Source organism: Bacteroides sp. 224 (assembly GCF_010500995.1).
Classification (GTDB): domain Bacteria; phylum Bacteroidota; class Bacteroidia; order Bacteroidales; family Bacteroidaceae; genus Bacteroides.
The window spans coordinates 250,537-276,000 of record NZ_QVMK01000001.1 but is presented as its reverse complement, the minus strand read 5'-3'; the positions used below and the strand labels follow the sequence as shown (position 1 = coordinate 276,000).

32 protein-coding genes and 1 tRNA gene are annotated in these 25,464 nt (G+C 39.1%); all 33 read right to left on the bottom strand.

The features are described from left to right. Positions 1-9: 9 nt before the first annotated feature. Entirely contained in the window at positions 10-525 is a 516-nt protein-coding gene (rpsE, locus tag D0T60_RS01115; RefSeq protein WP_163216307.1) for a 30S ribosomal protein S5, read from the bottom strand. A 5-nt stretch (positions 526-530) separates the two neighbouring features. After that, complete coding sequence (gene rplR, locus D0T60_RS01110) at positions 531-875, bottom strand: 50S ribosomal protein L18 (protein WP_163216306.1); 345 nt, start codon at positions 873-875, stop codon at positions 531-533. 22 nt (positions 876-897) lie between these two features. Further along, positions 898-1,452, bottom strand: a complete 555-nt coding sequence (gene rplF, locus D0T60_RS01105) for a 50S ribosomal protein L6 (protein WP_163216305.1) — start codon at positions 1,450-1,452, stop codon at positions 898-900. Between the two features lie 16 nt (positions 1,453-1,468). Then, positions 1,469-1,864 carry a 30S ribosomal protein S8 gene (rpsH, locus tag D0T60_RS01100; protein ID WP_163216304.1) on the bottom strand — a complete coding sequence of 132 codons (396 nt, stop codon included), beginning with the start codon at positions 1,862-1,864 and terminating at the stop codon, positions 1,469-1,471. Between the two features lie 52 nt (positions 1,865-1,916). Then, positions 1,917-2,186, bottom strand: coding sequence for a 30S ribosomal protein S14 (gene rpsN / locus D0T60_RS01095; RefSeq protein WP_163216303.1), 270 nt, complete (start codon positions 2,184-2,186; stop codon positions 1,917-1,919). A gap of 6 nt (positions 2,187-2,192) precedes the next feature. Beyond that, complete coding sequence (rplE, locus tag D0T60_RS01090; protein WP_163216302.1) at positions 2,193-2,750, bottom strand: 50S ribosomal protein L5; 558 nt, start codon at positions 2,748-2,750, stop codon at positions 2,193-2,195. Further along, positions 2,750-3,070: a 50S ribosomal protein L24 gene (gene rplX, locus D0T60_RS01085; protein WP_163216301.1), complete on the bottom strand. Its 321-nt coding sequence runs from the start codon at positions 3,068-3,070 to the stop codon at positions 2,750-2,752. Before rplX ends, rplE begins: the two co-directional genes overlap by 1 nt. Positions 3,071-3,090: 20 nt before the next feature. Next, entirely contained in the window at positions 3,091-3,456 is a 366-nt protein-coding gene (gene rplN, locus D0T60_RS01080) for a 50S ribosomal protein L14 (RefSeq protein WP_163216300.1), read from the bottom strand. A gap of 2 nt (positions 3,457-3,458) precedes the next feature. Further along, positions 3,459-3,728: a 30S ribosomal protein S17 gene (gene rpsQ, locus D0T60_RS01075; RefSeq protein WP_203558262.1), complete on the bottom strand. Its 270-nt coding sequence runs from the start codon at positions 3,726-3,728 to the stop codon at positions 3,459-3,461. Further along, complete coding sequence (rpmC, locus tag D0T60_RS01070) at positions 3,725-3,922, bottom strand: 50S ribosomal protein L29 (RefSeq protein ID WP_163216298.1); 198 nt, start codon at positions 3,920-3,922, stop codon at positions 3,725-3,727. Before rpmC ends, rpsQ begins: the two co-directional genes overlap by 4 nt. A 5-nt stretch (positions 3,923-3,927) precedes the next feature. Continuing rightward, positions 3,928-4,362 carry a 50S ribosomal protein L16 gene (rplP, locus tag D0T60_RS01065; protein ID WP_163216297.1) on the bottom strand — a complete coding sequence of 145 codons (435 nt, stop codon included), beginning with the start codon at positions 4,360-4,362 and terminating at the stop codon, positions 3,928-3,930. Positions 4,363-4,384: 22 nt separating this feature from the next. Beyond that, positions 4,385-5,122 carry a 30S ribosomal protein S3 gene (gene rpsC / locus D0T60_RS01060; protein WP_163216296.1) on the bottom strand — a complete coding sequence of 246 codons (738 nt, stop codon included), beginning with the start codon at positions 5,120-5,122 and terminating at the stop codon, positions 4,385-4,387. Positions 5,123-5,130: 8 nt separating this feature from the next. Then, positions 5,131-5,535 (bottom strand): 50S ribosomal protein L22, encoded by a 405-nt coding sequence (rplV, locus tag D0T60_RS01055; RefSeq protein WP_163216295.1) that lies wholly within the window; start codon positions 5,533-5,535, stop codon positions 5,131-5,133. A 35-nt stretch (positions 5,536-5,570) separates the two neighbouring features. After that, the gene (rpsS, locus tag D0T60_RS01050) at positions 5,571-5,840 is read right to left on the bottom strand and encodes a 30S ribosomal protein S19 (RefSeq protein WP_163216294.1); all 270 of its coding nucleotides are present in this window, start codon (positions 5,838-5,840) and stop codon (positions 5,571-5,573) included. Positions 5,841-5,860: 20 nt separating this feature from the next. Beyond that, positions 5,861-6,685, bottom strand: a complete 825-nt coding sequence (gene rplB, locus D0T60_RS01045; protein ID WP_163216293.1) for a 50S ribosomal protein L2 — start codon at positions 6,683-6,685, stop codon at positions 5,861-5,863. Between the two features lie 5 nt (positions 6,686-6,690). Further along, positions 6,691-6,981 carry a 50S ribosomal protein L23 gene (rplW, locus tag D0T60_RS01040; protein ID WP_163216292.1) on the bottom strand — a complete coding sequence of 97 codons (291 nt, stop codon included), beginning with the start codon at positions 6,979-6,981 and terminating at the stop codon, positions 6,691-6,693. 3 nt (positions 6,982-6,984) lie between these two features. Next, positions 6,985-7,623, bottom strand: a complete 639-nt coding sequence (rplD, locus tag D0T60_RS01035) for a 50S ribosomal protein L4 (protein WP_163216291.1) — start codon at positions 7,621-7,623, stop codon at positions 6,985-6,987. Then, positions 7,623-8,240, bottom strand: coding sequence for a 50S ribosomal protein L3 (rplC, locus tag D0T60_RS01030; RefSeq protein ID WP_163216290.1), 618 nt, complete (start codon positions 8,238-8,240; stop codon positions 7,623-7,625). Before rplC ends, rplD begins: the two co-directional genes overlap by 1 nt. 18 nt (positions 8,241-8,258) lie before the next feature. Further along, on the bottom strand, positions 8,259-8,564 hold the full coding sequence (rpsJ, locus tag D0T60_RS01025) for a 30S ribosomal protein S10 (RefSeq protein ID WP_002558075.1): 306 nt from the start codon (positions 8,562-8,564) through the stop codon (positions 8,259-8,261). Between the two features lie 84 nt (positions 8,565-8,648). Continuing rightward, the gene (gene fusA, locus D0T60_RS01020) at positions 8,649-10,766 is read right to left on the bottom strand and encodes an elongation factor G (protein WP_163216289.1); all 2,118 of its coding nucleotides are present in this window, start codon (positions 10,764-10,766) and stop codon (positions 8,649-8,651) included. 45 nt (positions 10,767-10,811) lie between these two features. Next, positions 10,812-11,288, bottom strand: coding sequence for a 30S ribosomal protein S7 (rpsG, locus tag D0T60_RS01015; RefSeq protein ID WP_163216288.1), 477 nt, complete (start codon positions 11,286-11,288; stop codon positions 10,812-10,814). A 130-nt stretch (positions 11,289-11,418) separates the two neighbouring features. Continuing rightward, complete coding sequence (rpsL, locus tag D0T60_RS01010) at positions 11,419-11,832, bottom strand: 30S ribosomal protein S12 (protein ID WP_163216287.1); 414 nt, start codon at positions 11,830-11,832, stop codon at positions 11,419-11,421. A gap of 218 nt (positions 11,833-12,050) precedes the next feature. Further along, a complete protein-coding gene (locus D0T60_RS01005; RefSeq protein ID WP_163216286.1) occupies positions 12,051-12,359 on the bottom strand; it encodes a DUF3467 domain-containing protein in 309 nt (102 codons plus the stop codon). Between the two features lie 476 nt (positions 12,360-12,835). After that, positions 12,836-17,116: a DNA-directed RNA polymerase subunit beta' gene (rpoC, locus tag D0T60_RS01000; RefSeq protein ID WP_163216285.1), complete on the bottom strand. Its 4,281-nt coding sequence runs from the start codon at positions 17,114-17,116 to the stop codon at positions 12,836-12,838. Positions 17,117-17,223: 107 nt separating this feature from the next. Next, positions 17,224-21,033, bottom strand: a complete 3,810-nt coding sequence (rpoB, locus tag D0T60_RS00995; RefSeq protein WP_163216284.1) for a DNA-directed RNA polymerase subunit beta — start codon at positions 21,031-21,033, stop codon at positions 17,224-17,226. A gap of 105 nt (positions 21,034-21,138) precedes the next feature. Next, positions 21,139-21,516, bottom strand: a complete 378-nt coding sequence (gene rplL, locus D0T60_RS00990) for a 50S ribosomal protein L7/L12 (protein ID WP_101541775.1) — start codon at positions 21,514-21,516, stop codon at positions 21,139-21,141. Positions 21,517-21,564: 48 nt separating this feature from the next. After that, entirely contained in the window at positions 21,565-22,077 is a 513-nt protein-coding gene (gene rplJ / locus D0T60_RS00985) for a 50S ribosomal protein L10 (RefSeq protein ID WP_163216283.1), read from the bottom strand. A 15-nt stretch (positions 22,078-22,092) separates the two neighbouring features. Further along, positions 22,093-22,791 (bottom strand): 50S ribosomal protein L1, encoded by a 699-nt coding sequence (gene rplA / locus D0T60_RS00980; RefSeq protein WP_163216282.1) that lies wholly within the window; start codon positions 22,789-22,791, stop codon positions 22,093-22,095. A 13-nt stretch (positions 22,792-22,804) separates the two neighbouring features. After that, entirely contained in the window at positions 22,805-23,248 is a 444-nt protein-coding gene (gene rplK / locus D0T60_RS00975) for a 50S ribosomal protein L11 (RefSeq protein ID WP_163216281.1), read from the bottom strand. A gap of 56 nt (positions 23,249-23,304) precedes the next feature. Next, positions 23,305-23,847, bottom strand: a complete 543-nt coding sequence (nusG, locus tag D0T60_RS00970; protein ID WP_163216280.1) for a transcription termination/antitermination protein NusG — start codon at positions 23,845-23,847, stop codon at positions 23,305-23,307. 13 nt (positions 23,848-23,860) lie between these two features. After that, positions 23,861-24,052, bottom strand: a complete 192-nt coding sequence (gene secE, locus D0T60_RS00965; protein ID WP_163216279.1) for a preprotein translocase subunit SecE — start codon at positions 24,050-24,052, stop codon at positions 23,861-23,863. A gap of 14 nt (positions 24,053-24,066) precedes the next feature. Continuing rightward, a tRNA-Trp gene (locus D0T60_RS00960) sits at positions 24,067-24,139 on the bottom strand. 52 nt (positions 24,140-24,191) lie between these two features. Next, positions 24,192-25,376, bottom strand: coding sequence for an elongation factor Tu (tuf, locus tag D0T60_RS00955; RefSeq protein ID WP_163216278.1), 1,185 nt, complete (start codon positions 25,374-25,376; stop codon positions 24,192-24,194). Positions 25,377-25,464 lie beyond the last annotated feature (88 nt).

The window sequence follows — 25,464 nt, the reverse complement described above, 5'->3', positions numbered from 1 at the left end:
AATTCCTCCTTATCCTCTAAAAACTTTTTCAATACTAATTCCTCTGTTTTGAGCAACCATTCTTGCGTCACGCATCTCACCTAAAGCCAATATTGTAGCTTTTACTAAGTTATGCGGATTTGAAGAACCTTTTGATTTAGCCAAAACGTCTGTGATTCCAACACTTTCAAGTACAGCGCGCATAGCACCACCTGCTACTACACCAGTACCATGAGATGCAGGTTTGATAAACACTTCAGCGCCACCAAATCTTGCTGCTTGCTCATGTGGAACAGTACCTTTCAATACCGGAACTCTTGTTAAGTTCTTCTTTGCAGATTCAACACCTTTTGCAATAGCTGCTGTTACTTCACCAGCTTTACCAAGTCCCCAACCAATGATTCCGTCTTCATTTCCAACTACAACAATAGCCGAAAAACTGAAAGTTCTACCACCTTTGGTTACTTTAGTAACACGATTAATAGCAACTAATCTGTCTTTAAGTTCTAAATCGTTGGTAATCTTTACTCTATTATTAATTGCCATAATGATTAAAATTTAAGTCCTCCGTTACGAGCTGCATCAGCTACTTCTTTTACTCTCCCATGGTATAGATAACCATTACGATCAAAAACAACAGTTGACACACCAGCTTCTTTTGCTTTTTGAGCAATCAATTCACCAACTTTAGCAGCTTGTTCTTTTTTAGGCATTTTACCTTCTAAAGCAAGAGAAGATGCTGAAGCTAATGTCTTACCAGTAAGATCATCAATAACTTGTACGTAAATCTGTTTGTTGCTTCTGAACACGCTCATACGTGGACATTCTGATGTTCCAGAAATCTTATTGCGTACTCTATATTTAATTTTTATACGTCTTTCTACTTTTGTTGTCATAACAATATCAATTTATATGAATTTACTTAGCACCGGCTGATTTTCCGGACTTTCTGCGAATAATTTCGCCAACAAACTTAATACCTTTCCCTTTGTATGGTTCAGGCTTACGGAAAGAACGTATTTTAGAGCAAACCTGACCTAACAATTGTTTGTCACAAGATTCTAAGATAATAAGAGGATTCTTATTTCTTTCAGATTTTGTTTCAATCTTAATTTCAGGTGGCAATTGCATATAGATGGGATGTGTATATCCTAATGACAGTTCAATGATATTACCATTGTTTGCTGCACGATATCCAACACCAACAAGTTCCAATTCTTTTTTATATCCTTCTGATACACCAACAACCATGTTGTTGATCAATGAACGATATAAGCCGTGAAATGCACGTTCTTGTTTTTCATCACTATTACGGCTCAAAGTAATTTGCCCGTTCTCAACCGCTATACTAATTAACGGATTAACATACTGGCTCAACTCTCCTTTGGGACCTTTTACTGTAACAACATCATCTTTGAGGTTAACAGTAACACCTGCGGGTACATTAATAGGTAATTTTCCAATTCTTGACATTACTTAATCCTCCTTCTTAATAAACATAACATAAAACTTCACCACCAATTTTCAAATTAGCAGCTTCTTTGTCTGTCATTACACCTTTGGAAGTAGATATTATAGCAATACCCAAACCATTAATAACACGCGGCATATCTTTATATCCGGTATACTTACGTAAACCTGGAGAAGATACTCTTTGAAGTTTCTTGATAGCATTAACTTTGTTAATAGAATCATACTTCAAAGCTACTTTGATAGTACCTTGAGGACCATCGTCTACAAACTTATAATTAAGAATGTAACCTTTTTCAAAAAGAATCTTAGTGATTTCCTTTTTCAAGTTAGAGGCAGGAACTTCCACAACTCTGTGTTTCGCATTAATAGCGTTCCTCAACCTCGTTAAATAATCTGCTATTGGATCAGTCATATAATAAAAATTAAATTAATCAGGACTTCCCTGACAATATTTAAACAAAAAACTACCAGCTTGCTTTCTTAACACCCGGAATCAGACCATTAGATGCCATTTCGCGAAACTGAATTCTGGAAATACCGAATTGACGGATATATCCTTTCGGACGACCAGTCAATTTGCAGCGATTATGCAAACGTACAGGCGATGCATTCTTTGGCAATGCCTGTAAAGCTTCATAATTTCCTTCTTTTTTCAGTTGCGCTCTTTTTTCAGCATATTTGGCTACTAATTTTGCACGTTTCACTTCACGTGCCTTCATTGATTCTTTTGCCATAATATATCAGTCTTTTTTAGCATTTTTAAAAGGTAAACCAAATTCTTTCAATAATGCATATCCTTCTTCATCTGTTTGCGCAGAAGTTACAAAGGTAATATTCATTCCCAAAATTCTGGTTATACTATCGATATTTATTTCAGGAAAAATAATTTGTTCCTGTATTCCTAAAGTATAGTTACCTTTTCCATCAAATTTACTTTCAATACCTTTAAAGTCACGAATACGAGGTAAAGCCACACGAACTAATTTCTCTAAGAATTCGTACATTCTCTCACGACGCAATGTTACCATTACACCGATTGGCATTTTCTTACGTAACTTAAAGTTAGAAATATCCTTTTTTGAAACTGTAGCTACTGCCTTTTGACCAGTAATAGCTGTGATTTCATTAATAGCCACTTCAATAATCTTCTTATCAGCTGTAGCCATACCTAAACCTTGATTGATAACAATCTTCTTAAGTACAGGCACCTGCATAGATGAAGAATATTCAAATTGTGATTTTAATGCAGGAACAATACGTTCTGCATATTCTTTCTTAAGGCTAGCAGTATTACTCATTACTTAATCTCCTCTCCTGATTTTTTAGAATAACGCACTAAAGTTCCTTCCGAACTTTTCTTTCTCCCAATACGAGTTGCTTTTCCAGTTTTAGGATCAAGCGGATTCAAGTTTGACAAGTGGATAGAAGCTTCTTGCTTAACAATACCACCTTGTGGGTTCTTTGCATTAGGTTTGGCACTCTTAGATACCATATTAATACCTTCTACAATTGCGCGTCCTTCTTTTACAAGAACTTTCAACACACGACCAGTTTTACCTTTGTCTTCGCCGGTATTTACGTAAACTGTATCGCCTTTTTTAATATGTAATTTACTCATTACTTAAATCTTTTACAAAATTAAAGTACTTCAGGCGCCAGTGAAACAACCTTCATATTTGTAGCACGAAGCTCTCTGGCTACAGGGCCGAAAATACGACTACCTCTAATTTCACCTGCATTATTCAATAAAACACAAGCGTTATCATCAAAACGTATATAAGATCCATCAGCACGACGGATTTCTTTCTTAGTACGTACAATCAGCGCCTTAGAAACAGCACCTTTTTTAACATCACTTGCAGGGATTACGCTCTTCACAGAAACAACGATTACATCCCCTACTGAAGCGTAACGACGACCTGTACCACCTAATACACGGATACATAAAGCTTCCTTCGCTCCACTGTTATCACATACCGTAAGTCTGGATTCTACTTGTATCATAATTACTTAGCTCTTTCAATTATTTCTACCAATCTCCATCTCTTAGTCTTGCTCAAAGGACGAGTTTCCATAATGCGTACAGTATCACCTATATTACATTCATTCTTTTCATCGTGAGCGTGGTACTTCTTCGTCTTACTAACGAATTTACCATACATGGGGTGCTTTTCTTTGAACTTAGCTGCAACAGTAACGGTTTTATCCATCTTATTGCTGAGAACAACCCCTGTTCTTTCTTTTCTTAAATTTCTTGCTTCCATCAAGCCAATCATTTATTGTTAAGTTCTCTTTCGCGCAATTCAGTTTTCATACGCGCAATAGTCCTGCGTAATTGTTTAATCTTTGCAGGATTATCCAAAGGAGAAATAGAATGATTTAAAATCATTTGGTTATAGTTAACCATTTCTGCTTCCACTCTTTCTACCAAGTCAGTGGTAGTCATTTCTTTTATTTCTGCACTTTTCATAACAGTTACGCATTTTGATTTTGAATATCATAGTCGCGTCTAACGATAAACTTCGTTGTTACAGGAAGCTTTTGTGCAGCCAAGCGTAAAGCTTCTTTTGCGATATCATAAGATACTCCTTCTACTTCAATAATAATTCTACCCGGTGTGATTGGTGCAACAAATCCTTCCGGAGAACCTTTACCCTTACCCATACGTACTTCAGCAGGCTTCTTGGTAATTGGCTTATCGGGGAATATACGAATCCATATTTGTCCCTGACGTTGCATATATCTTGTTACAGCAATACGAGCTGCTTCAATCTGTCTACCGGTAATCCACTTGCTTTGCAAGGATTTAATTCCAAAAGATCCAAAAGCAAGCTGGTTACCCCTTTGGGCATTGCCTTTCATGCGTCCCTTCTGTTGTCTTCTGAATTTTGTCTTTTTCGGTTGTAACATGATTCCTAAAATTCAAATTCGTTTAGCGATTATTTTTCTTTCTTTTGAAGTTCTTTCCGCCACCGTTTCCACTGTTATTGTTTCCACGATTGCCACTTTCCTTACTTTGAGTGAAGTTAGGTGCAAGTTCTCTTTTACCAAATACTTCACCTCTGCAAATCCATACTTTTATACCCAAAAGACCTACTTTAGTCAATGCTTCAGCATGACAGTAGTCGATATCTGCTCTAAAAGTATGCAGCGGAGTTCTACCTTCTTTATACATTTCAGAACGAGCCATCTCGGCGCCATTCAAACGTCCTGAAATTTGAATTTTGATACCTTCGGCACCCATACGCATTGTATTGGCGATAGCCATTTTAATGGCACGACGGTATGCAATTTTACCTTCTACCTGGCGTGCAATGTTATTAGCAACAATTACAGCATCAAGTTCTGGTCTTTTTACCTCGAAAATGTTGATTTGAATATCTTTATCGGTAATCTTCTTCAACTCTTCTTTCAACTTATCAACTTCTTGACCACCTTTACCGATAATGATTCCCGGGCGAGCAGTACATACAGTAATAGTGACAAGCTTCAACGTACGTTCGATTACAATTCTTGATACACTTGCTTTCGCCAAACGTGCATTCAAGTATTTACGAATCTTGCTATCTTCGAGCAAAGAATCGCCGTAATCATTTCCACCATACCAATTGGAATCCCATCCTCTGATAATTCCTAAACGGTTACTTATTGGATTTACTTTTTGTCCCATGCTTAATCTTATTCTTCATTATTACTTTTAGAATCAACGAACAATGTCACGTGATTCGAACGTTTGCGAATTCTATATCCTCTTCCTTGTGGAGCTGGTCTCATTCTTTTGAGCGTAGCACCACCATCAACAAAAATTTTAGTCACAAACAATTCACCACTTTCTGCTTTACGTTCGTTTTTCTGCTCCCAGTTAGCAATTGCAGAGCGCAATAATTTCTCCACTCTTGCAGCAGCTTCTTTTGAAGAAAACTTCAAAACACCAAGTGCTCTGTTCACTTCCATCCCACGGATCATGTCAGCCACGAGACGCATCTTACGAGGGGAAGTAGGAACATTTTGCAATTTCGCAAAATACATGGTCTTAAGGGCTTCTTTTCTTTTATCAGCCGATATTTTTTTTCTTGCTCCCATTATTATTTTTACTTTATTATTTCAGACGAATTCCCTTATCTTTTCTTGTTACCGGCATGTCCTCTGAAAGTACGAGTTGGAGAAAACTCTCCCAACTTGTGTCCTACCATATTTTCGGTAACATAAACAGGAATAAATTTATTTCCATTGTGAACTGCAATAGTATGGCCTACGAAATCAGGCGAAATCATTGAAGCTCTAGCCCAGGTCTTAACAACAGTTTTCTTGCCTGATTCATTCATAGCAAGCACTTTTTGTTCAAGCTTTACATTAATATATGGACCTTTTTTTAATGATCTACTCATAATTTAGTCAATTAATCAGATTACTTTTTTCTTCTCTCAATAATGTACTTAGACGACTGTTTCTTAGGAGCTCTAGTCTTAAGACCCTTAGCATACAATCCTTTACGAGATCTTGGATGTCCTCCTGAAGCACGTCCTTCACCACCACCCATTGGGTGATCAACTGGGTTCATTACAACACCACGGTTTCTTGGACGACGTCCGAACCATCTTGTACGTCCAGCTTTACCTGAACTTTCGAGAGCGTGATCTGAATTACCGACACTACCGATAGTAGCTTTACATGTACTGAGTATTTGTCTTACTTCGCCTGAAGGCAATTTAATAACGCAGTATTTGCCTTCTCTTGATGTCAACTGAGCAAAATTACCTGCCGATCTAACCAAAGCAGCACCCTGCCCTGGACGTAATTCAATATTATGAATCACAGTACCGACCGGAATATTTTGCAAAGGAAGAGCATTACCAATCTCTGGCGCTGCATCTGCACCCGACATCAAAGTAGTACCTACTTGCAATCCATTGGGAGCAATAATATATCTTTTTTCTCCGTCTGCATAAAACAACAAAGCAATACGAGACGAGCGATTCGGATCGTATTCAATTGTTTTAACCACTGCAGGAACACCGTCCTTATTTCTCTTGAAGTCAACAATTCTAATCATCTTTCTATGACCACCGCCAAGATAGCGCATAGTCATCTTACCTTCGTTGTTACGACCGCCCGATGATTTCTTACCATATACAAGAGATTTCTCTGGTACTCGTGCAGTAATATCATCCGAAGTACCAATAATCTTATGTCTTTGCCCCGGTGTTGTGGGCTTAAATTTACGTACTGCCATTTTTATTATATATTGCTATAAAAATCAATAGTATCTCCTTCTTTCAATGTTACTATTGCTTTTTTATAAGCATTAGTTCTACCACTGATAATACCAGCTCTTGTATAACGAGTTTTATTCTTTCCCGAATACTTAGCTGTATTCACATCAACTACCGTAACATTGTATAAGGCTTCAACTTCTTTCTTAATTTCAAGTTTGTTGGCATCAGGACGCACAATAAAGCCGAAACGATTCAGTTTATCTGTAATTGCAGTCATTTTTTCTGTCACCAACGGTTTAATAATAATTCCCATTATTTAAGCCTCCTTATTACTTAAGATATTGTCAATAGCCGAAAGAGCACTTTCGGTAAATACAAGCACTCCAGCATTCAATACTCTGTAAGTATTTAATCCTGAAACTGTTTGTACATTCGCTCTCTCTACATTACGAGCCGACAAATATACGTTTTTATTTGATTCCGATAAAATTACAAGCAACTTTTTGTCGGAAACTTTAAGGTTTTTTGTCATTGCAATAAAGTCCTTTGTCTTAGGAGTTTCGAAACTGAAATCTTCCACTACAACAATTGCATTGTCTTTAGCTTTATATGCTAAAGCAGACTTTCTGGCTAATACTTTTACCTTTTTATTCAATTTGAAAGAATAATCTCTGGGAGTAGGACCAAATACACGACCTCCACCAACAAGTACAGGCGATTTGATATCACCTCGACGAGCACCACCGCCACCTTTCTGACGACCAAGCTTACGGGTAGAACCTGCTATTTCACTTCTTTCCTTTGACTTATGCGTACCTTGGCGTTGATTAGCCATAAACTGTTTTACGTCCAGATAGATAGCATGGTCGTTAGGCTCAATTCCGAAGATAGACTCGTTTAACGCAACCTTTCTCCCGGTGTCTTCACCTTTAATATTATATACGTTAACTTCCATTATTTCTCAATTAAAACGATTGAACCTTTGCAACCTGGGATAGAACCTTTTATCAAAAGAAGATTGTGATCCGCGATTACTTTTAATACTCTAAGGTTTTGAACAGTTACTCTGTCACCACCCATTTGTCCACCCATGCGCATTCCTTTGAATACTTTTGCAGGGTAAGAACAGGCACCGATAGAACCCGGTTTACGGGCACGGTTGTGCTGACCATGTGTAGATTGACCTACACCACCAAAACCATGTCTTTTAACAACTCCCTGGAAGCCTTTACCTTTAGAAATACCAACAACGTCAACAAAGTCTACGTCATTGAATAGTTCCACTGTAATGGTGTCACCCAGATTTAACTCACTCTCAAATTCCTTGAACTCGGCCAAGTGTCTCTTTGGTGTTACTCCTGCTCTTTTAAAGTGTCCCATCAAAGGTTTAGTGGTGTGCTTCTCCTTTTTGTCTTGGAAACCTAATTGAACTGCTTCATAACCATCTTTTTCAATGGTTTTAACTTGAGTAACAACACAAGGACCTACTTCGATAACAGTGCATGGAACATTTTTACCATCGGCACTGAATACGGATGTCATTCCGATTTTCTTTCCTAATAATCCTGGCATTTCACTATAATTTAATTATCAAACTTTAATTTCAACTTCTACACCGCTTGGCAATTCAAGCTTCATTAATGCATCTACTGTTTTAGCAGTTGAGCTATAGATGTCGATTAATCTTTTGTAAGAGCTCAATTCAAATTGCTCTCTTGACTTTTTGTTCACGAAAGTTGAACGGTTTACTGTAAAAATACGTTTGTGAGTTGGCAATGGAATAGGACCACTAACAATTGCACCTGTAGCTTTCACAGTTCTTACAATCTTTTCTGCCGACTTGTCGACCAAGTTATGATCGTAAGATTTCAATTTAATTCTAATTTTCTGACTCATATTATTTTTTAGTTATACATTGATGATATAAAATAAAAGTGGCAGGTTAAGAGTCATTCGCTAACCTGCTACCTTTTATCTGAATTATATTAGATCTACGCGACCTTTTACTTCTTCAAGCACTGCTTTCGCAATTGATTGAGAAACTTGTGCATGATGTGAATATGTCATGGATGAAGTTGCACGACCCGAAGTAATTGTACGAAGTGCTGTTACATAGCCGAACATCTCAGCCAATGGTACCAACGCTTTTACAATTCTTGCGCCTGAACGACTTGATTCCATTCCTTCTACCTGACCACGACGTTTGTTTAAGTCGCCAATCACATCTCCCATGTTTTCTTCCGGAGTTACTACTTCCAATCTCATGATTGGTTCCATTAGCACCGGACCTGCTTTTGCACAAGCACTCTTATAGGCTTGGATAGCACAAATTTCAAATGAAAGCTGATCAGAGTCAACTGGGTGGAAAGATCCATCAATTAACGTTACTTTCAAAGAATCAAGCGGATAACCTGCTAATACACCATTCTTCATTGCGGTTAAGAATCCTTTCTGAACAGAAGGGATAAATTCTTTAGGAATGTTACCTCCTTTTACTTCGTCAACGAATTGCAAGCCTCCCAATGTAAAATCTTCATCAACCGGACCTACATTTACAATAATATCAGCAAACTTACCACGACCCCCTGATTGCTTTTTGTAAACTTCACGCAAGTTAACCATCTTAGTGATAGCTTCTTTGTAGTTTACCTGAGGACGTCCTTGGTTACATTCTACCTTGAACTCACGTCTCAAACGGTCAATAATGATATCAAGGTGAAGTTCACCCATACCAGAAATTACTGTTTGACCAGATTGTTCGTCGGTTTTTACAGTAAATGTTGGGTCTTCTTCAGAAAGTTTAGCCAATCCGTTAGCCAGTTTATCCATATCTTTTTGAGTTTTTGGCTCAACAGCGATACCAATTACTGGTTCTGGGAAGTCCATAGATTCTAATACGATTGGAGCAGCTTCATCACAAAGAGTATCTCCAGTACGAATATCTTTAAATCCAACACCTGCACCAATATCACCTGCACCAATTACTTCAACTGGATTTTGTTTATTTGAGTGCATCTGGAAAATACGTGATACACGTTCTTTCTTACCTGAACGAGAGTTATATACATAAGAACCTGCTTCTACTTTACCAGAATATACACGGAAGAAAGTTAAGCGTCCTACGTATGGGTCAGTAGCAATTTTAAATGCTAAAGCTGCTGTTTTGTCTTCCTCATCCGGTTGTCTCACTACTTCTTCTCCCGTATTAGGATCAGTACCCGTTACGCTACCTGTATCTAATGGAGAAGGTAAGAATGCACAAGCATAGTCAAGCAATGTTTGCACACCTTTATTCTTAAATGAAGAGCCACACAACATTGGCACGATAGCCATCTGGATAGTAGCATTACGAAGGGCACGCAAAATTTCTTCTTCAGTGATTGTTGATGGATCATCAAAATATTTCTCCATCAATGAATCATCATAATCAGCTACAGATTCAAGCATTTTATCTCTCCATTCCTGGCATTCATCAAGAAGGTTGGCCGGTATTTCTTCTACAGAATAATCAGCACCCATTGTTTCATCATGCCAAAGAATTGCTTTCATCTTAATCAAGTCAATAACTCCTTTGAAGGTTTCTTCTGCGCCAATAGGCACTACGATAGGACATGGGTTTGCGCCCAATACTTCTCTCATCTGACGAACTACTTCAAAAAAGTCTGCACCCGAACGGTCCATTTTGTTCACGTATCCAATACGTGGAACATTATATTTATCAGCCTGACGCCATACTGTTTCCGATTGTGGCTCAACACCACCAACAGCACAGTATGTAGCAACAGCACCATCAAGAACACGAAGAGAACGCTCTACTTCTACAGTAAAGTCAACGTGTCCTGGAGTATCAATCAAATTTATCTTATAGATATCACCAGCATATTTCCAACGGGTAGTTGTAGCCGCCGAAGTAATAGTGATACCACGTTCTTGTTCCTGAGCCATCCAGTCCATTGTTGCAGTACCGTCGTGTGTCTCACCAATTTTATGAGTCAATCCGGTATAGAATAGGATACGTTCAGAAGTTGTTGTTTTCCCAGCATCAATGTGAGCCATGATACCGATGTTACGGGTCAAATGTAAATCTTGCTTTGCCATTCTTTAATTCCTTCGCTTACTTTTAATAATTAATGTTCTTCAGTATTAGAATCTAAAATGTGCAAATGCTCTATTGGCTTCCGCCATTCTGTGCATATCTTCTTTACGTTTGTATGCTCCGCCTTGTTCATTGAATGCATCAATAATTTCGGCAGCAAGCTTATCAGCCATTGTTTTTCCGCCTCTCTTACGAGCATATAAAATCAGATTCTTCATTGAAACTGACTCCTTACGATCAGGACGAATTTCAGTAGGAACTTGGAATGTAGCACCACCTACACGGCGAGACTTTACTTCTACTTGAGGAGTTACATTATCAAGAGCTTTTTTCCAAATTTCGAGCGATGACTTTTCTTCGTTAGGCAATTTGTTCTTTACTACTTCAAGAGCGCCGTAGAAGATTTCATAAGAAGTGTTCTTTTTACCATCATACATCAGATGATTTACGAACTTAGTAACCTTTTGGTCATTAAAAACGGGATCCGGAAGGATTACACGTTTTTTTGGTTTTGCTTTTCTCATTTGTTTGAACAATAATGTTTTGTTTCTGGCTGCGATTTCTTGTCTTCAATTCTCCCTCCGGAGAATTTACTCAACCGTTTATCTCTATTCCAACAAACTAAAACGAAATTTATTATTAATTTATCTCAAATTATTTTTTCTTACCTTTTCCGGCCGCTGCTGGAGCTTGACCTGGTTTAGGACGTTTAGCGCCGTATTTAGAACGTCTTTGTGTACGACCTGCCACACCTGCTGTATCTAATGTACCACGTACGATATGATAACGTACCCCTGGCAAGTCTTTTACACGACCACCACGTACAAGTACGATTGAGTGCTCTTGCAAGTTATGACCTTCGCCCGGAATGTATGAGTTCACCTCTTTTTGGTTAGTCAAACGTACACGAGCTACTTTACGCATAGCAGAGTTAGGTTTCTTTGGAGTTGTAGTGTACACTCTTACGCAAACGCCGCGTCTTTGAGGACATGAATCCAACGCCGGAGATTTACTTTTCTCCGTCAAGACTTCACGCCCTTTTCTTACTAATTGCTGAATTGTAGGCATTTTAATTGTTTTTTTAATTATATATTTATGTTATATTGATTTCGCAACTATACATTTTGGGCTGCAAAGTTACGAATAATATTTTAATATTCAATTAAAAGCCAGTTTTTATTTAGTTTACGGAAGAGCAACAGTTTGCTATATTAGGAGAGTAGTCTATTACTATATAACACTTTACTGACGAGAGATTTTTCCATGAAAGACTTGACATTACCTAATTATGCTTCACCTTGCATATTTACAATAGGTGGCAGTTCCTCTCCTTCTCCCAACCTAATAGGCCCAAATGTGCGTTCGTATTTCCAAACATTATCCTCCAAAGCTTTAAGAAGTCGTTTAGCATGTTCGGGAGCAAGAATTACACGAGACTGCACACCTGCTTTAGGCACACCAGGCATTACACGAATAAAATCTAAAATAAACTCGGAACTGGAATGCGTAATAATTGCCAAATTCGCATAAGTACCTTGTGCTATGTCTTCTTTCAATTCTATCTGTAATTGACCATTGTTATTGTTTTGTTCCATAATTCAATCTATATATTTTAATCCGCACAAAAGTAACAATTTACAGCACATAAGAAAAGAATAAAAAAGGATATCTCAATCTTGCCACTATAAGGTTGAGATATAGAATAATGCCTTTCAATAAACAAAATTCATTCGCTGCGTGGTTGTAGCACATATTATGATGCTTCTTATGCAAGGTTTTTGCCACGGCCGCAACAAAGTTTTGTTACGGCCGTGACAAATTCTTGTTGCGGCCACATTAAAATCTTGTTGCGGCCGTGGCAAAATCTCATTACGGCTGTGGCAAAATATGGTTAAGGCAATCAGAAATATGCCGCAGGGGAAATTTGTTCAACGAAGATTGGGTAAAATCGGTTAGTTGATGTTATATATAAAAAAACAAATCTGGAGGGGAGGAAAATTTCTCATTTTACAAATTAAAAAAGGCCCGGAAGCAGAACTTTCGGACCTTTCTATTTAAACTTTATTGAGTTTTATACCTCATTGTAGTCAAGTACAGTTTTCTTGTTTGCTAAAATACGGTCATACTCTTCTTTAGAGCCTACTATAATTTTATCAAACTCACGCTGTCCGGTACCGGCAGGTATTAAGTGCCCACAGATAACGTTTTCTTTCATACCTTCGAGTCTATCAACCTTACCGTTGATTGCAGCTTCGTTCAACACCTTAGTTGTTTCCTGGAAGGAAGCAGCCGACATGAAGCTTTGAGTCTGCAATGCTGCACGAGTAATACCTTGAAGAATCTGAGTTGATGTTGCAGGAATTGCGTCACGCACTTCAACAACTTTCATGTCACGACGTTTCAGCATACTGTTTTCGTCTCTTAACTTACGAGCTGTCACAATTTGTCCGGCTTGCATTGTTTGAGAATCACCAGCATCAAGAACCACCTTCTTACCCCAGATACGGTCGTTTTCTTCCATAAACTCAAGCTTATCAACTACTTGTTGTTCAAGGAAACGAGTATCGCCCGGTTCATCAATTTCTACTTTACGCATCATCTGACGAACGATGATTTCAAAGTGCTTATCATTGATTTTCACACCTTGCAAACGGTATACATCTTGTACCTCATTTACAATATATTCTTGTACAGCAGTAGGGCCTTTAATAGCCAAGATATCAGAAGGAGTGGTGGCACCATCCGAAAGCGGAGTACCTGCACGTACATAGTCATTCTCCTGAACAAGGATTTGTTTAGAAAGAGCCACAAGGTATTTCTTCACTTCACCTGTTTTCGAAGTAACTACAATTTCTCTGTTACCACGCTTGATCTTACCCATTGCAATTTCACCGTCAATTTCGGAAACAACAGCAGGGTTAGATGGATTACGTGCTTCAAAGAGTTCTGTTACACGTGGAAGACCTCCCGTGATATCACCAGCTTTACCTACGGCACGTGGTATCTTCACGATTACTTCACCGGCTTTAACTTTCTGTCCGTTTTCAACCACAACGTGTCCACCTACAGGTAAGTTATAAGTACGGATCAATTCTCCACTTTCATCGAATATATGAGCTGATGGCAGTTTTGTTTTATCCTTAGATTCAATGATAATGATTTCTCTTAAACCAGTTGTTTCATCCGATTCAACTTTATAAGTAACATTTTCAATGACTCCTTCGAATTCAATCTTACCAGTAGCCTCGGTAATAATTACAGCATTAAATGGGTCCCATTTAGCAATCATCTTACCTTTTTCTACTAGTTCATTATCAGCAGCATAAAGCTTAGAACCGTAAGGTATATTATGTGTAGAAAGTACAATCTTAGTGTTTACATCGATAAAACGAACCTCTGCCAAACGACCTACAACCACTTTCACCGGCAATCCAGCTTCATCTACCGTATCAACAGTACGCAACTCTTCAAATTCGATGCGAGAATCGTTCTTAGCATAGATGGCTGCATTTGCCGCGATGTTAGATGCAGTACCCCCGGCGTGGAATGTACGCAGCGTAAGCTGAGTACCCGGCTCACCGATAGATTGAGCAGCGATTACACCAACTGCCTCTCCTCTTTGAACCATTCTGTTTGTTGCCAAGTTACGTCCGTAACATTTCGCACAAACACCTTTCTTAGATTCGCAAGTAAGCACCGAACGGATTTCCACACTTTCGATAGGAGATTGTGCAATAATCTTAGCAATATCTTCTGTGATTTCTTCACCACCGGAGATAATAATATCACCAGTTGTAGGATGAATGATATCATGCACAGAAACACGTCCTAAGATACGTTCATATAATGTTGCAACTACCTCATCATTATTTTTAAGGTCTGTACAAACAAGACCACGAAGTGTACCACAGTCTTCTTCGTTGATAATCACATCGTGAGATACATCCACCAAACGACGAGTCAAATATCCCGCATCCGCTGTTTTCAAAGCTGTATCCGCCAAACCTTTACGAGCACCGTGGGTAGAGATAAAGTACTCTAATACCGAAAGTCCTTCTTTAAAGTTCGAAAGGATCGGGTTCTCAATGATCTGACCACCTTCGGCACCAGCCTTTTGAGGTTTCGCCATCAAACCACGCATACCTGAAAGCTGACGAATCTGTTCTTTAGAACCACGGGCACCCGAATCAAGCATCATATATACAGAGTTGAATCCCTGATCATCCGAAGAAATAGTCTTCATCAATATATTTGAAAGCTCTGAGTTAACATGTGTCCAGATGTCAATTACCTGATTGTAGCGTTCGTTATTGGTGATGAATCCCATGTTATAGTTATTAACCACCTGTTCTACTTCGTCATAACCACGTTGTACCAGTTCTTCTTTTTCTTTCGGAATAATGATATCGCCTAAGTTGAACGACAAACCTCCCTGGAAGGCCATGTTGTAACCTAAGTCTTTAATACCATCAAGGAAATCGGCAGTACGAGCTACCCCGCAAGCTTTGATAACATCGCTAATGATATCACGAAGAGATTTCTTCGAGATAATTGTATTAATGTAACCAACTTCGGGCGGAACGATTTCATTTACGATTACACGCCCTACAGAGGTTTCACGCATAACGTCAACAATGTTTCCGTTCTCGTCAAGGTCTTTTACAATTACCTTAACCGGAGCATGGATATCTACTTTACCTTCATTGTAAGCAATCATTGCTTCTTCCGGTCCATAGAATGTTAATCCTTCGCCTTTAGCACCTTTTCTAATCTTAGTAATGTAATACAAACCAAGCACCATATCCTGAGAAGGTACAGTAATAGGAGCGCCGTTAGCCGGATTCAATATATTGTGAGAAGCCAACATTAACATTTGAGCTTCAAGTATAGCTTCATTGCTCAATGGTAAGTGCACAGCCATCTGGTCACCGTCAAAGTCGGCATTAAAAGCGGTACATGCCAACGGATGTAATTGAATAGCTTTACCTTCAATCATCTTAGGCTGGAACGCTTGAATACCCAAACGGTGAAGTGTCGGCGCACGGTTAAGCAACACTGGGTGACCTTTCATTACATGTTCAAGAATATCCCAGATTACAGCTTCTTTGCGGTCTACAATCTTCTTAGCCGATTTCACGGTTTTTACAATACCACGTTCAATCAGTTTACGAATAATAAACGGCTTATATAATTCGGCAGCCATCAATTTAGGGATACCACATTCGTGCATTTTCAATTCAGGACCTACCACAATTACCGAACGTGCAGAGTAGTCAACACGTTTACCCAGCAAGTTCTGACGGAAACGTCCTTGTTTACCTTTCAAGCTATCTGAAAGAGATTTCAACGGACGGTTAGCATCTGTTTTTACCGCACTTGATTTACGTGAGTTGTCAAACAATGAATCGACAGATTCCTGCAACATACGTTTTTCATTACGTAAGATTACTTCAGGAGCTTTAATTTCGATCAATCGTTTCAGACGATTGTTACGTATAATCACACGTCTGTATAAGTCATTCAAGTCGGAAGTAGCGAAACGACCACCATCCAATGGAACCAATGGACGAAGCTCGGGCGGAATAACCGGAACCACACGTACAATCATCCATTCGGGTTTATTACGACCGCGAGAAGAACGGAATGATTCAACCACCTGAAGACGTTTCAAAGCTTCGTTCTTACGTTGTTGAGAAGCATCATTGCTTGCACGGTGACGCAGATCGTAAGAAAGTGCATCTAAATCAAGGCGAGAAAGCAAATCGTAAATTGCTTCGGCACCCATCTTAGCGATGAACTTGTTCGGATCGGTATCTTCCAGATATTGGTTTTCCTTAGGTAGTGTTTCCAGAATATCCAGATATTCCTCTTCTGAGATAAGATCATTCAACGCAATTCCGTCATCGGCTTTAACTCCCGGCTGAATTACAACATAACGTTCATAGTATATGATAGAATCCAGTTTCTTTGTAGGAAGCCCTAATAAATAACCTATTTTATTAGGAAGCGAACGGAAATACCAGATATGTGCAACAGGCACAACCAACTGGATATGCCCGGTACGTTCGCGACGTACTTTCTTTTCTGTAACTTCAACACCACAACGGTCGCACACAATTCCTTTATAACGAATACGTTTGTACTTACCGCAATGACACTCATAATCTTTGATAGGACCAAAAATACGCTCACAGAACAATCCATCTCTTTCAGGCTTGTACGTACGATAATTTATGGTTTCAGGCTTCAATACTTCACCACTCGAAGTCTCCAGGATTTCTTCAGGAGAAGCTAAACCTATTGAGATTTTCGAGAAATTACTTTTTGCTTTACTTTCTTTTCTAAAAGCCATACTTTATATAAGTTGAGAGTTAAAAGTTGAGAGTTGAGAGTTGAAAGTTAAGACGAAAAGAGTAACAAAACTCTCAACTCTCAACTCTCAACTCTCAACTTATTATATTATTCTAAGTTGACACTCAAACCAAGACCTCTAAGTTCATGCAGCAATACATTCAAAGATTCTGGTATACCCGCTTGTGGCATAGGTTCACCTTTTACAATCGCTTCATAAGCTTTAGAACGTCCAATAACATCATCCGATTTGATCGTCAGGATTTCCTGAAGGATATGAGATGCACCGAATGCTTCAAGTGCCCAAACCTCCATTTCTCCGAAACGCTGTCCACCGAATTGTGCCTTACCTCCAAGAGGTTGCTGAGTAATCAACGAATATGGTCCGATTGAACGTGCATGCATCTTATCTTCAACCATGTGTCCCAATTTCAGCATGTAAGTCACACCTACTGTTGCAGGTTGGTCAAACTGCTCACCAGAACCTCCATCGAAAAGATAGGTCTTACCATAACGAGGTAGTCCGGCTTTGTCTGTCCATTGCGACAAATCATCAAGGTCGGCACCATCAAAGATTGGAGTAGCAAACTTAACTCCCAATTTCTTTCCGGCAGAACCAAGAACAGCTTCAAAGATCTGTCCGATGTTCATACGCGAAGGCACCCCAAGAGGATTAAGTACAATATCAACAGGTGTTCCATCAGCCAAGAATGGCATATCTTCCTGACGTACTATTCTTGAAACGATACCTTTGTTACCGTGACGCCCGGCCATCTTATCTCCCACACCAATCTTACGTTTCTTGGCAATGTAAACTTTAGCCATCTGAATGATACCTGCAGGAAGCTCGTCTCCAATAGTAATACTAAACTTCTTACGTTTCAAATCAGCATCTAATTCTTTGTATTTCTTCAAATAGTTCAGAATCAGATCACGAATCATCTTATTGGTATGCTCATCTTTCGTCCAGTTGCTTAACTGTACAGAAGCAAAGTCCAAATGATCAAGATCGGTATATGTAAATTTGATATTAGGTGCAATAACATCTGCTCCTAAATAATCTTTCACGCCTTGAGACAGCTTGCCTTCTGTTATCTTCACCAATTTCTGAATCAGAATACCTCTAAGTTTAGCAACCTTGGTTTCGAATTCATCATCAATTTTAGGTAACAGAGCTTTATCTGCCAATTTAGAGCTACGGCTCTTAATAACGCGAGAGAACAATTTCTTATCAATTACTACCCCTTTCAATGAAGGTGAAGCTTTCAATGAAGCATCTTTCACATCTCCTGCTTTATCACCAAAGATTGCACGCAACAGTTTTTCTTCCGGCGAAGGATCAGACTCTCCCTTAGGAGTGATTTTACCAATTAAGATATCTCCCGGCTCAATGTTCGCACCAATTCTTACGATACCATTTTCATCCAGATCCTTGGTAGCTTCTTCACTTACGTTCGGAATGTCTGAGGTTAGCTCTTCCATACCGCGTTTAGTTTCACGCACTTCGAGTGAGTATTCTTCTACGTGTACAGAAGTCAGGATATCTTCGCGAACAACGCGTTCATTCAACACGATCGCATCCTCATAATTATATCCCTTCCAAGGCATGTATGCTACCAACAAGTTCTTACCTAAAGCAAGTTCTCCGTCTTGAGTAGAATAACCTTCTGTCAGAATCTGACCTGCCACTACGCGATCGCCTTTTTCACAGATCGGACGTAAGTCGATGGTCATATTTTGATTTGTTTTCCGGAACTTAGGAATGGAATATTCTTTCAGAGCCGGTTCAAAGCTTACAAATTCTTCATCTTTAGTTCTATCATAAAGAATATGGATCGTAGTTGCATCTACATAGTCTACAACACCATCGCCTTCGGCAGTAATCTGTGTACGAGAGTCTTTTACCAATTGGCGTTCGATACCTGTACCAACAATCGGAGCTTCGCTCTTCAACAAAGGAACTGCCTGTCTCATCATGTTCGATCCCATCAATGCACGGTTAGCATCGTCATGTTCAAGGAAAGGAATCAATGATGCTGCAATAGAAGCAATCTGTTGTGGAGCAACGTCCATCAATTCAATGCGATCAGGTTCTACAACCGGGTAATCAGCATCCTGACGAGCTTTAACACGGTTACGTATAAACTTACCAGTATCATCAAGCGGAGCATTACCTTGCGCAATAATTTTATCTGTTTCTTCTTCGGCAGTTAAGTATATGATTCCATCTTCAGAAATATCTACTTTACCGCTTTCTACTTTACGATAAGGAGTTTCGATAAAGCCCAGTTCGTTGATCTTCGCATATACACATAAGGAAGAAATCAAACCGATATTCGGACCTTCCGGAGTTTCAATCGGACAAAGACGACCATAGTGAGTATAGTGTACGTCACGAACCTCAAATCCGGCACGTTCACGAGAAAGACCACCGGGTCCAAGGGCAGACATACGTCTCTTATGAGTAATTTCCGCCAAAGGATTGGTTTGATCCATGAACTGAGAAAGAGCATTTGTTCCGAAGAATGTATTGATCACCGAAGAGATAGTCTTCGCATTGATCAAATCAATCGGAGTAAATACTTCATTATCACGTACATTCATACGCTCACGAATGGTACGAGACATACGAGCCAAACCTACCGCAAACTGATTAGACAACTGTTCGCCTACGGTACGCACGCGTCTGTTGCTCAAGTGGTCGATATCGTCCACATCAGCTTTTGAGTTGATAAGCTCAATTAAATATTTGATGATTTCAATGATGTCTTCTTTGGTTAAGACTTTCACATCCATTGTTGTTAAGCCTAACTTCTTGTTAATTCTATAACGACCAACATCACCTAAATCGTATCTTTTTTCAGAGAAGAATAAGTTATTAATAACTTCGCGAGCACTGGCATCATCGGCAGGGTCAGCATTACGCAACTGTCTGTAGATATACAGTACGGCTTCTTTTTCCGAGTTACTCGGGTCTTTCTGAAGTGTGTTATAAATGATCGAGAAATCCGATTGGTTTGCTTCTTCTTTGTGAACAAGAATGTTTTGCACACCCGAATCCAAGATTTCATCTACGTGTTCCGGTTCAATGATTGTTTCACGATCAATAATTACTTCATTACGCTCGATAGAAACAACTTCACCGGTATCTTCGTCTACAAAGTCTTCAATCCAAGTTTTCAAAACACGAGCTGCCAATTTACGGCCAACCACTTTCTTCAAGTTGGTTTTGTTAACTTTGATATCTTCTGCTAAATCAAAGATTTCAAGAATATCTTTATCATTCTCAAAACCAATAGCACGCAGCAAAGTTGTCACAGGCAACTTTTTCTTACGATCGATATATGCGTACATGACATTATTAATGTCGGTAGCAAACTCAATCCAAGAACCTTTAAATGGAATGATACGAGCTGAATAAAGTTTTGTTCCGTTAGCATGCACACTTTGCCCGAAGAACACACCTGGCGAACGATGTAATTGAGATACAACTACACGCTCTGCACCATTAATAACAAATGTTGCTTTATCTGTCATGTATGGAATCGGCCCAAGAAATACATCCTGAATTACTGTATCAAAATCTTCGTGATCGGGATCTGTACAGTACAGTTTCAACTTTGCTTTAAGCGGAACACTATAAGTAAGCCCTCGCTCTATACAATCATCTATTGTATAACGCGGCGGATCAATATAGTAATCCAAGAACTCAAGAACAAAATTGTTTCTTGTATCAGCAATGGGGAAGTTTTCGGCAAACACTTTATACAATCCCTCATTCTTTCTTTTCTCGGGTGGGGTATCTAATTGTAAAAAGTCTTGGAATGACTTCAATTGTACTTCCAGAAAGTCCGGGTATTCAAGCGGATTTTTAGTCGAAGCAAAATTAACTCTTTGATTTACAGTATTTGAAGACATCTGTGAATGAATTTGTAGAACTTGTTTTTAAATATATACACAAAAAGGCTAAGAACCCTCTTGGTAGAGGATTCCTAACCGAATTACCTGATTACCAGGCCAATGTTATTTAAGTTCAACTTCAGCTCCAGCTTCTTCCAATGTTTTCTTCAATGATTCTGCTTCGTCTTTAGCTAAACCTTCTTTTACTACGCTAGGAGCACCATCTACCATGTCTTTAGCTTCTTTCAAGCCAAGACCACATGCTTCCTTAACTGCTTTTACAACTTGTAATTTTGCAGCACCTGCGCTTTTCAACACTACGTCGAAAGAACTTTTTTCTTCCGCAGCAGCAGCACCACCAGCTGCAGGACCAGCAGCAACAGCTACAGCTGCAGCAGCAGGTTCAATACCGTATTCTTCTTTAAGGATAGTTGCAAGTTCATTAACTTCTTTTACTGTCAAGTTAACTAATTGTTCTGCAAAAGCTTTTAAATCTGCCATTTTATTATAAAATTTAATGTTTAATTTACGAAATAGTTTGTTTGAAAATTATCTTTCACCAAGAGTCTTAAGAACTCCGTGAAGGGTGTTACCACCTGATTGAAGAGCAGAAATAACATTCTTCGCCGGAGATTGCAGCAATGCAACAATATCAGCAATAACTTCATTCTTACTCTTGATACTAACGAGAGCGTCAAGCTGATTAGCTCCAACATAGAAGCTTTCTTCAGCATAAGCAGCTTTCAATCCCGGAATACCATCTTTTGATACTTTCTTGATCAACTTAGCAGGTACGTTAGCTGTATTACAGAACATAACTGATGTTGAACCTTTCAATGTATCATAAAGCGGAGAAAAGTCTTCTTCTAATGATTCCAATGCTTTTTGAAGCAATGTATTCTTAACAACCATCAATTTGATGTCTGATTTGAAACATTCTCTTCTTAAAGCTGTTGTAGCTTCTGCATCCATTGCAGTCATGTCTACAAGATAGAAGTGACTATATTCTTTGACTGTAGCAGCGATTTGCTCTATGATTGAACTTTTATCTTCCTTTCTCATAATTTCTCTTTTTTATTAGATTTCTTCAACTGTTTTCGGGTCGATTTTAATACCCGGACTCATTGTACTGGAAAGATAAATGCTCTTGATATATGTACCTTTAGCAGCCGTTGGTTTCAATTTCAACAGTGTTTGGATAAATTCTTTCGCGTTGTCGCGGATTTTATCTTCACTGAATGATACTTTACCAATTGAAGTATGAACGATACCGGTTTTGTCTACTTTAAAGTCGATCTTACCTTGTTTTACTTCTTTTACAGCTTTTGCAACATCCATAGTAACGGTACCACTCTTAGGGTTCGGCATCAATCCACGAGGACCGAGTACACGACCTAAAGCACCAATTTTACCCATGATAGATGGCATAGTGATGATTACATCAATATCAGTCCATCCACCTTTGATCTTATCGATATATTCGTCAAGACCTACATAGTCAGCGCCAGCTTCTTTCGCAGCAGCTTCAGCATCAGGAGTACAAAGCACCAATACACGTACATCTTTACCGGTTCCGTGAGGCAGTGATACTACACCTCTCACCATTTGGTTAGCTTTACGTGGGTCAACGCCTAAACGTACATCTATATCTAAGGACGCATCAAATTTAGTAAAAGTGATTTCCTTTACCAATGATGCGGCTTCTTTCAATGAATATGCCTTCCCTGCTTCAATTTTTGCTGCAGCTAACTTTTGATTTTTTGTCAGTTTACCCATAATTGAAGTTTAATTAATTATTGCCAGGGAACTCCCCTTTTACTGAAATACCCATACTTCTTGCAGTACCGGCAACCATTGACATAGCAGCTTCTTCTGTAAAACAGTTTAAGTCTACCATCTTGTCTTGAGCTATCGTACGAACTTGTTCCCAAGTAATCTCGGCAACTTTCTTACGGTTAGGCTCAGCAGAACCACTCTTTAACTTAGTCAACTCAAGTAATTGAATTGCTACGGGAGGAGTCTTGATTACAAAATCAAAAGACTTATCTGCGTAATAAGTAATGATTACAGGTAAAACTTTACCTGCCTTGTCTTGGGTTCTGGCATTGAATTGCTTGCAAAATTCCATGATATTGATCCCTTTAGAACCTAATGCGGGTCCTACTGGGGGTGATGGATTTGCTGCGCCTCCTTTAATCTGTAACTTGATTTGTCCAGCAACTTCTTTAGCCATTTTCTATTGATTTATATATAAAAATAAATGAAGAATACTACAGCGTAACACCTGCATTATTCTTTCTCAACTTGCATAAAGCCTAATTCAAGCGGTGTTTTACGCCCGAATATCTTTACCATAACCTTCAGTTTCTTCTTTTCACTGTTCACTTCTTCAATGATTCCACTGAATCCGCTAAAAGGACCAAAAGTAACTTTTACAGTTTCGCCAACTACATAAGGGATGTTGATTTCTTCACCCGCATCCTGCAGTTCGTCCACCGTACCAAGTATTCGATTCACTTCCGATTGTCTTAAAGGAACCGGCTTTTCGGAACCTCCTAAAAATCCAATCACATTAGGCGTATTCCTCAGATGGTGAGCTACCTCACCTACCAAAGCTGCCTCAACCAAAACGTAACCGGGAAGATAACTTCTTTCCTTCACAATTTTTTTACCATTGCGAACCTGATATACTTTTTCGGTTGGAATCAATACCTGAGATACATATTCACCTAAGTCGCTGTTTTTAATATCAGCTTCAAGATATTCTCTTACCTTAGATTCTTTTCCGCTAATAGCACGCAAAACGTACCATTTCTTTTCAATCTCAGACATTCTAAATTCGTTTTTAATGTGGATAGATAAATTTTTCCATTAAAGCCTGGAAAGCGGAGTCCATCGCAAACACCAACACTGCAATGAGTAGGGAAGCATATAAAACAACCACTGCACTGTTAGCTAGTTCAGAATACGTAGGCCACGATACTTTATGTACAAGTTCGTTGTATGATTCTTTAATGTTGTAGATTAGTTTTTCCATTTTTCAAAAATTAGCACGGGAGGAGAGGCTCGAACTCCCGACACCCGGTTTTGGAGACCGGTGCTCTACCAACTGAGCTACTCCCGTATAACAATTCAGTTCCCGATACTAAAATACCGGGAACCGAAAAGCTTATGTATTACAATATTTCTGTGATCTGACCAGCACCTACTGTACGTCCACCTTCACGGATAGCGAAACGAAGACCTACGTTCAACGCAACCGGGTAGATTAATTCTACAGAGATAGTTACGTTATCACCTGGCATTACCATTTCAGTTCCTTCTGGAAGAGTGATCTCACCAGTAGCATCCAAAGTACGAAGATAGAACTGAGGACGATATTTGTTGTGGAATGGAGTGTGACGTCCACCTTCTTCTTTTTTCAGGATATAAACCTCAGCTTTAAATGCAGTGTGAGGAGTGATTTTTCCTGGGTGGCAGATTACCATACCACGTTTGATTTCGTTCTTGTCGATACCACGAAGCAACAAACCTACGTTATCGCCAGCTTCACCTGTATCAAGAATCTTACGGAACATTTCAACACCGGTTACAACTGATTTCTTAGCTTCAGCACCTAAACCAATGATTTGAACTTCGTCACCAGTTTTAACGATACCGGCTTCGATACGTCCTGTAGCAACAGTACCACGACCAGTGATTGAGAATACGTCTTCAACAGGCATCAAGAATGGTTTGTCAACATCACGTGGAGGCAATGGAATCCAAGTATCAACAGCTTCCATCAATTCCATGATTTTGTCTTCCCATTTTTCTACGCCATTCAATCCACCAAGAGCAGAACCTTGAATAACCGGAGTGTTGTCGCCATCGAAATCGTAGAATGAAAGAAGTTCTCTCATTTCCATTTCAACAAGCTCTAACATTTCAGCATCTTCTACCATATCGCACTTGTTCATGAAAACAACCAACTTAGGTACGTTTACCTGACGAGCCAAAAGGATGTGCTCACGAGTTTGAGGCATCGGACCATCAGTAGCAGCAACTACGATGATTGCACCGTCCATCTGAGCAGCACCGGTAACCATGTTCTTAACGTAGTCAGCGTGACCCGGACAGTCTACGTGAGCGTAGTGACGGTTAGCTGTTTGGTATTCTACGTGAGAAGTGTTAATAGTGATACCTCTTTCTTTTTCTTCAGGAGCGTTGTCGATAGAATCGAAAGAACGCAATTCAGAAAGACCTTTTTTTGCCAACACAGTAGTGATAGCAGCAGTCAAAGTGGTTTTACCGTGGTCAACGTGACCAATAGTACCAATGTTTACGTGCGGTTTGGTACGTTCAAATTTCTCTTTAGCCATAGCTTTACTTTTTATTTATTCGATTAATAATCAGCTTCTTTTAGTTTATAGTTTTTAAGTTTATAGTTTATAGACCAACTTTACAGAC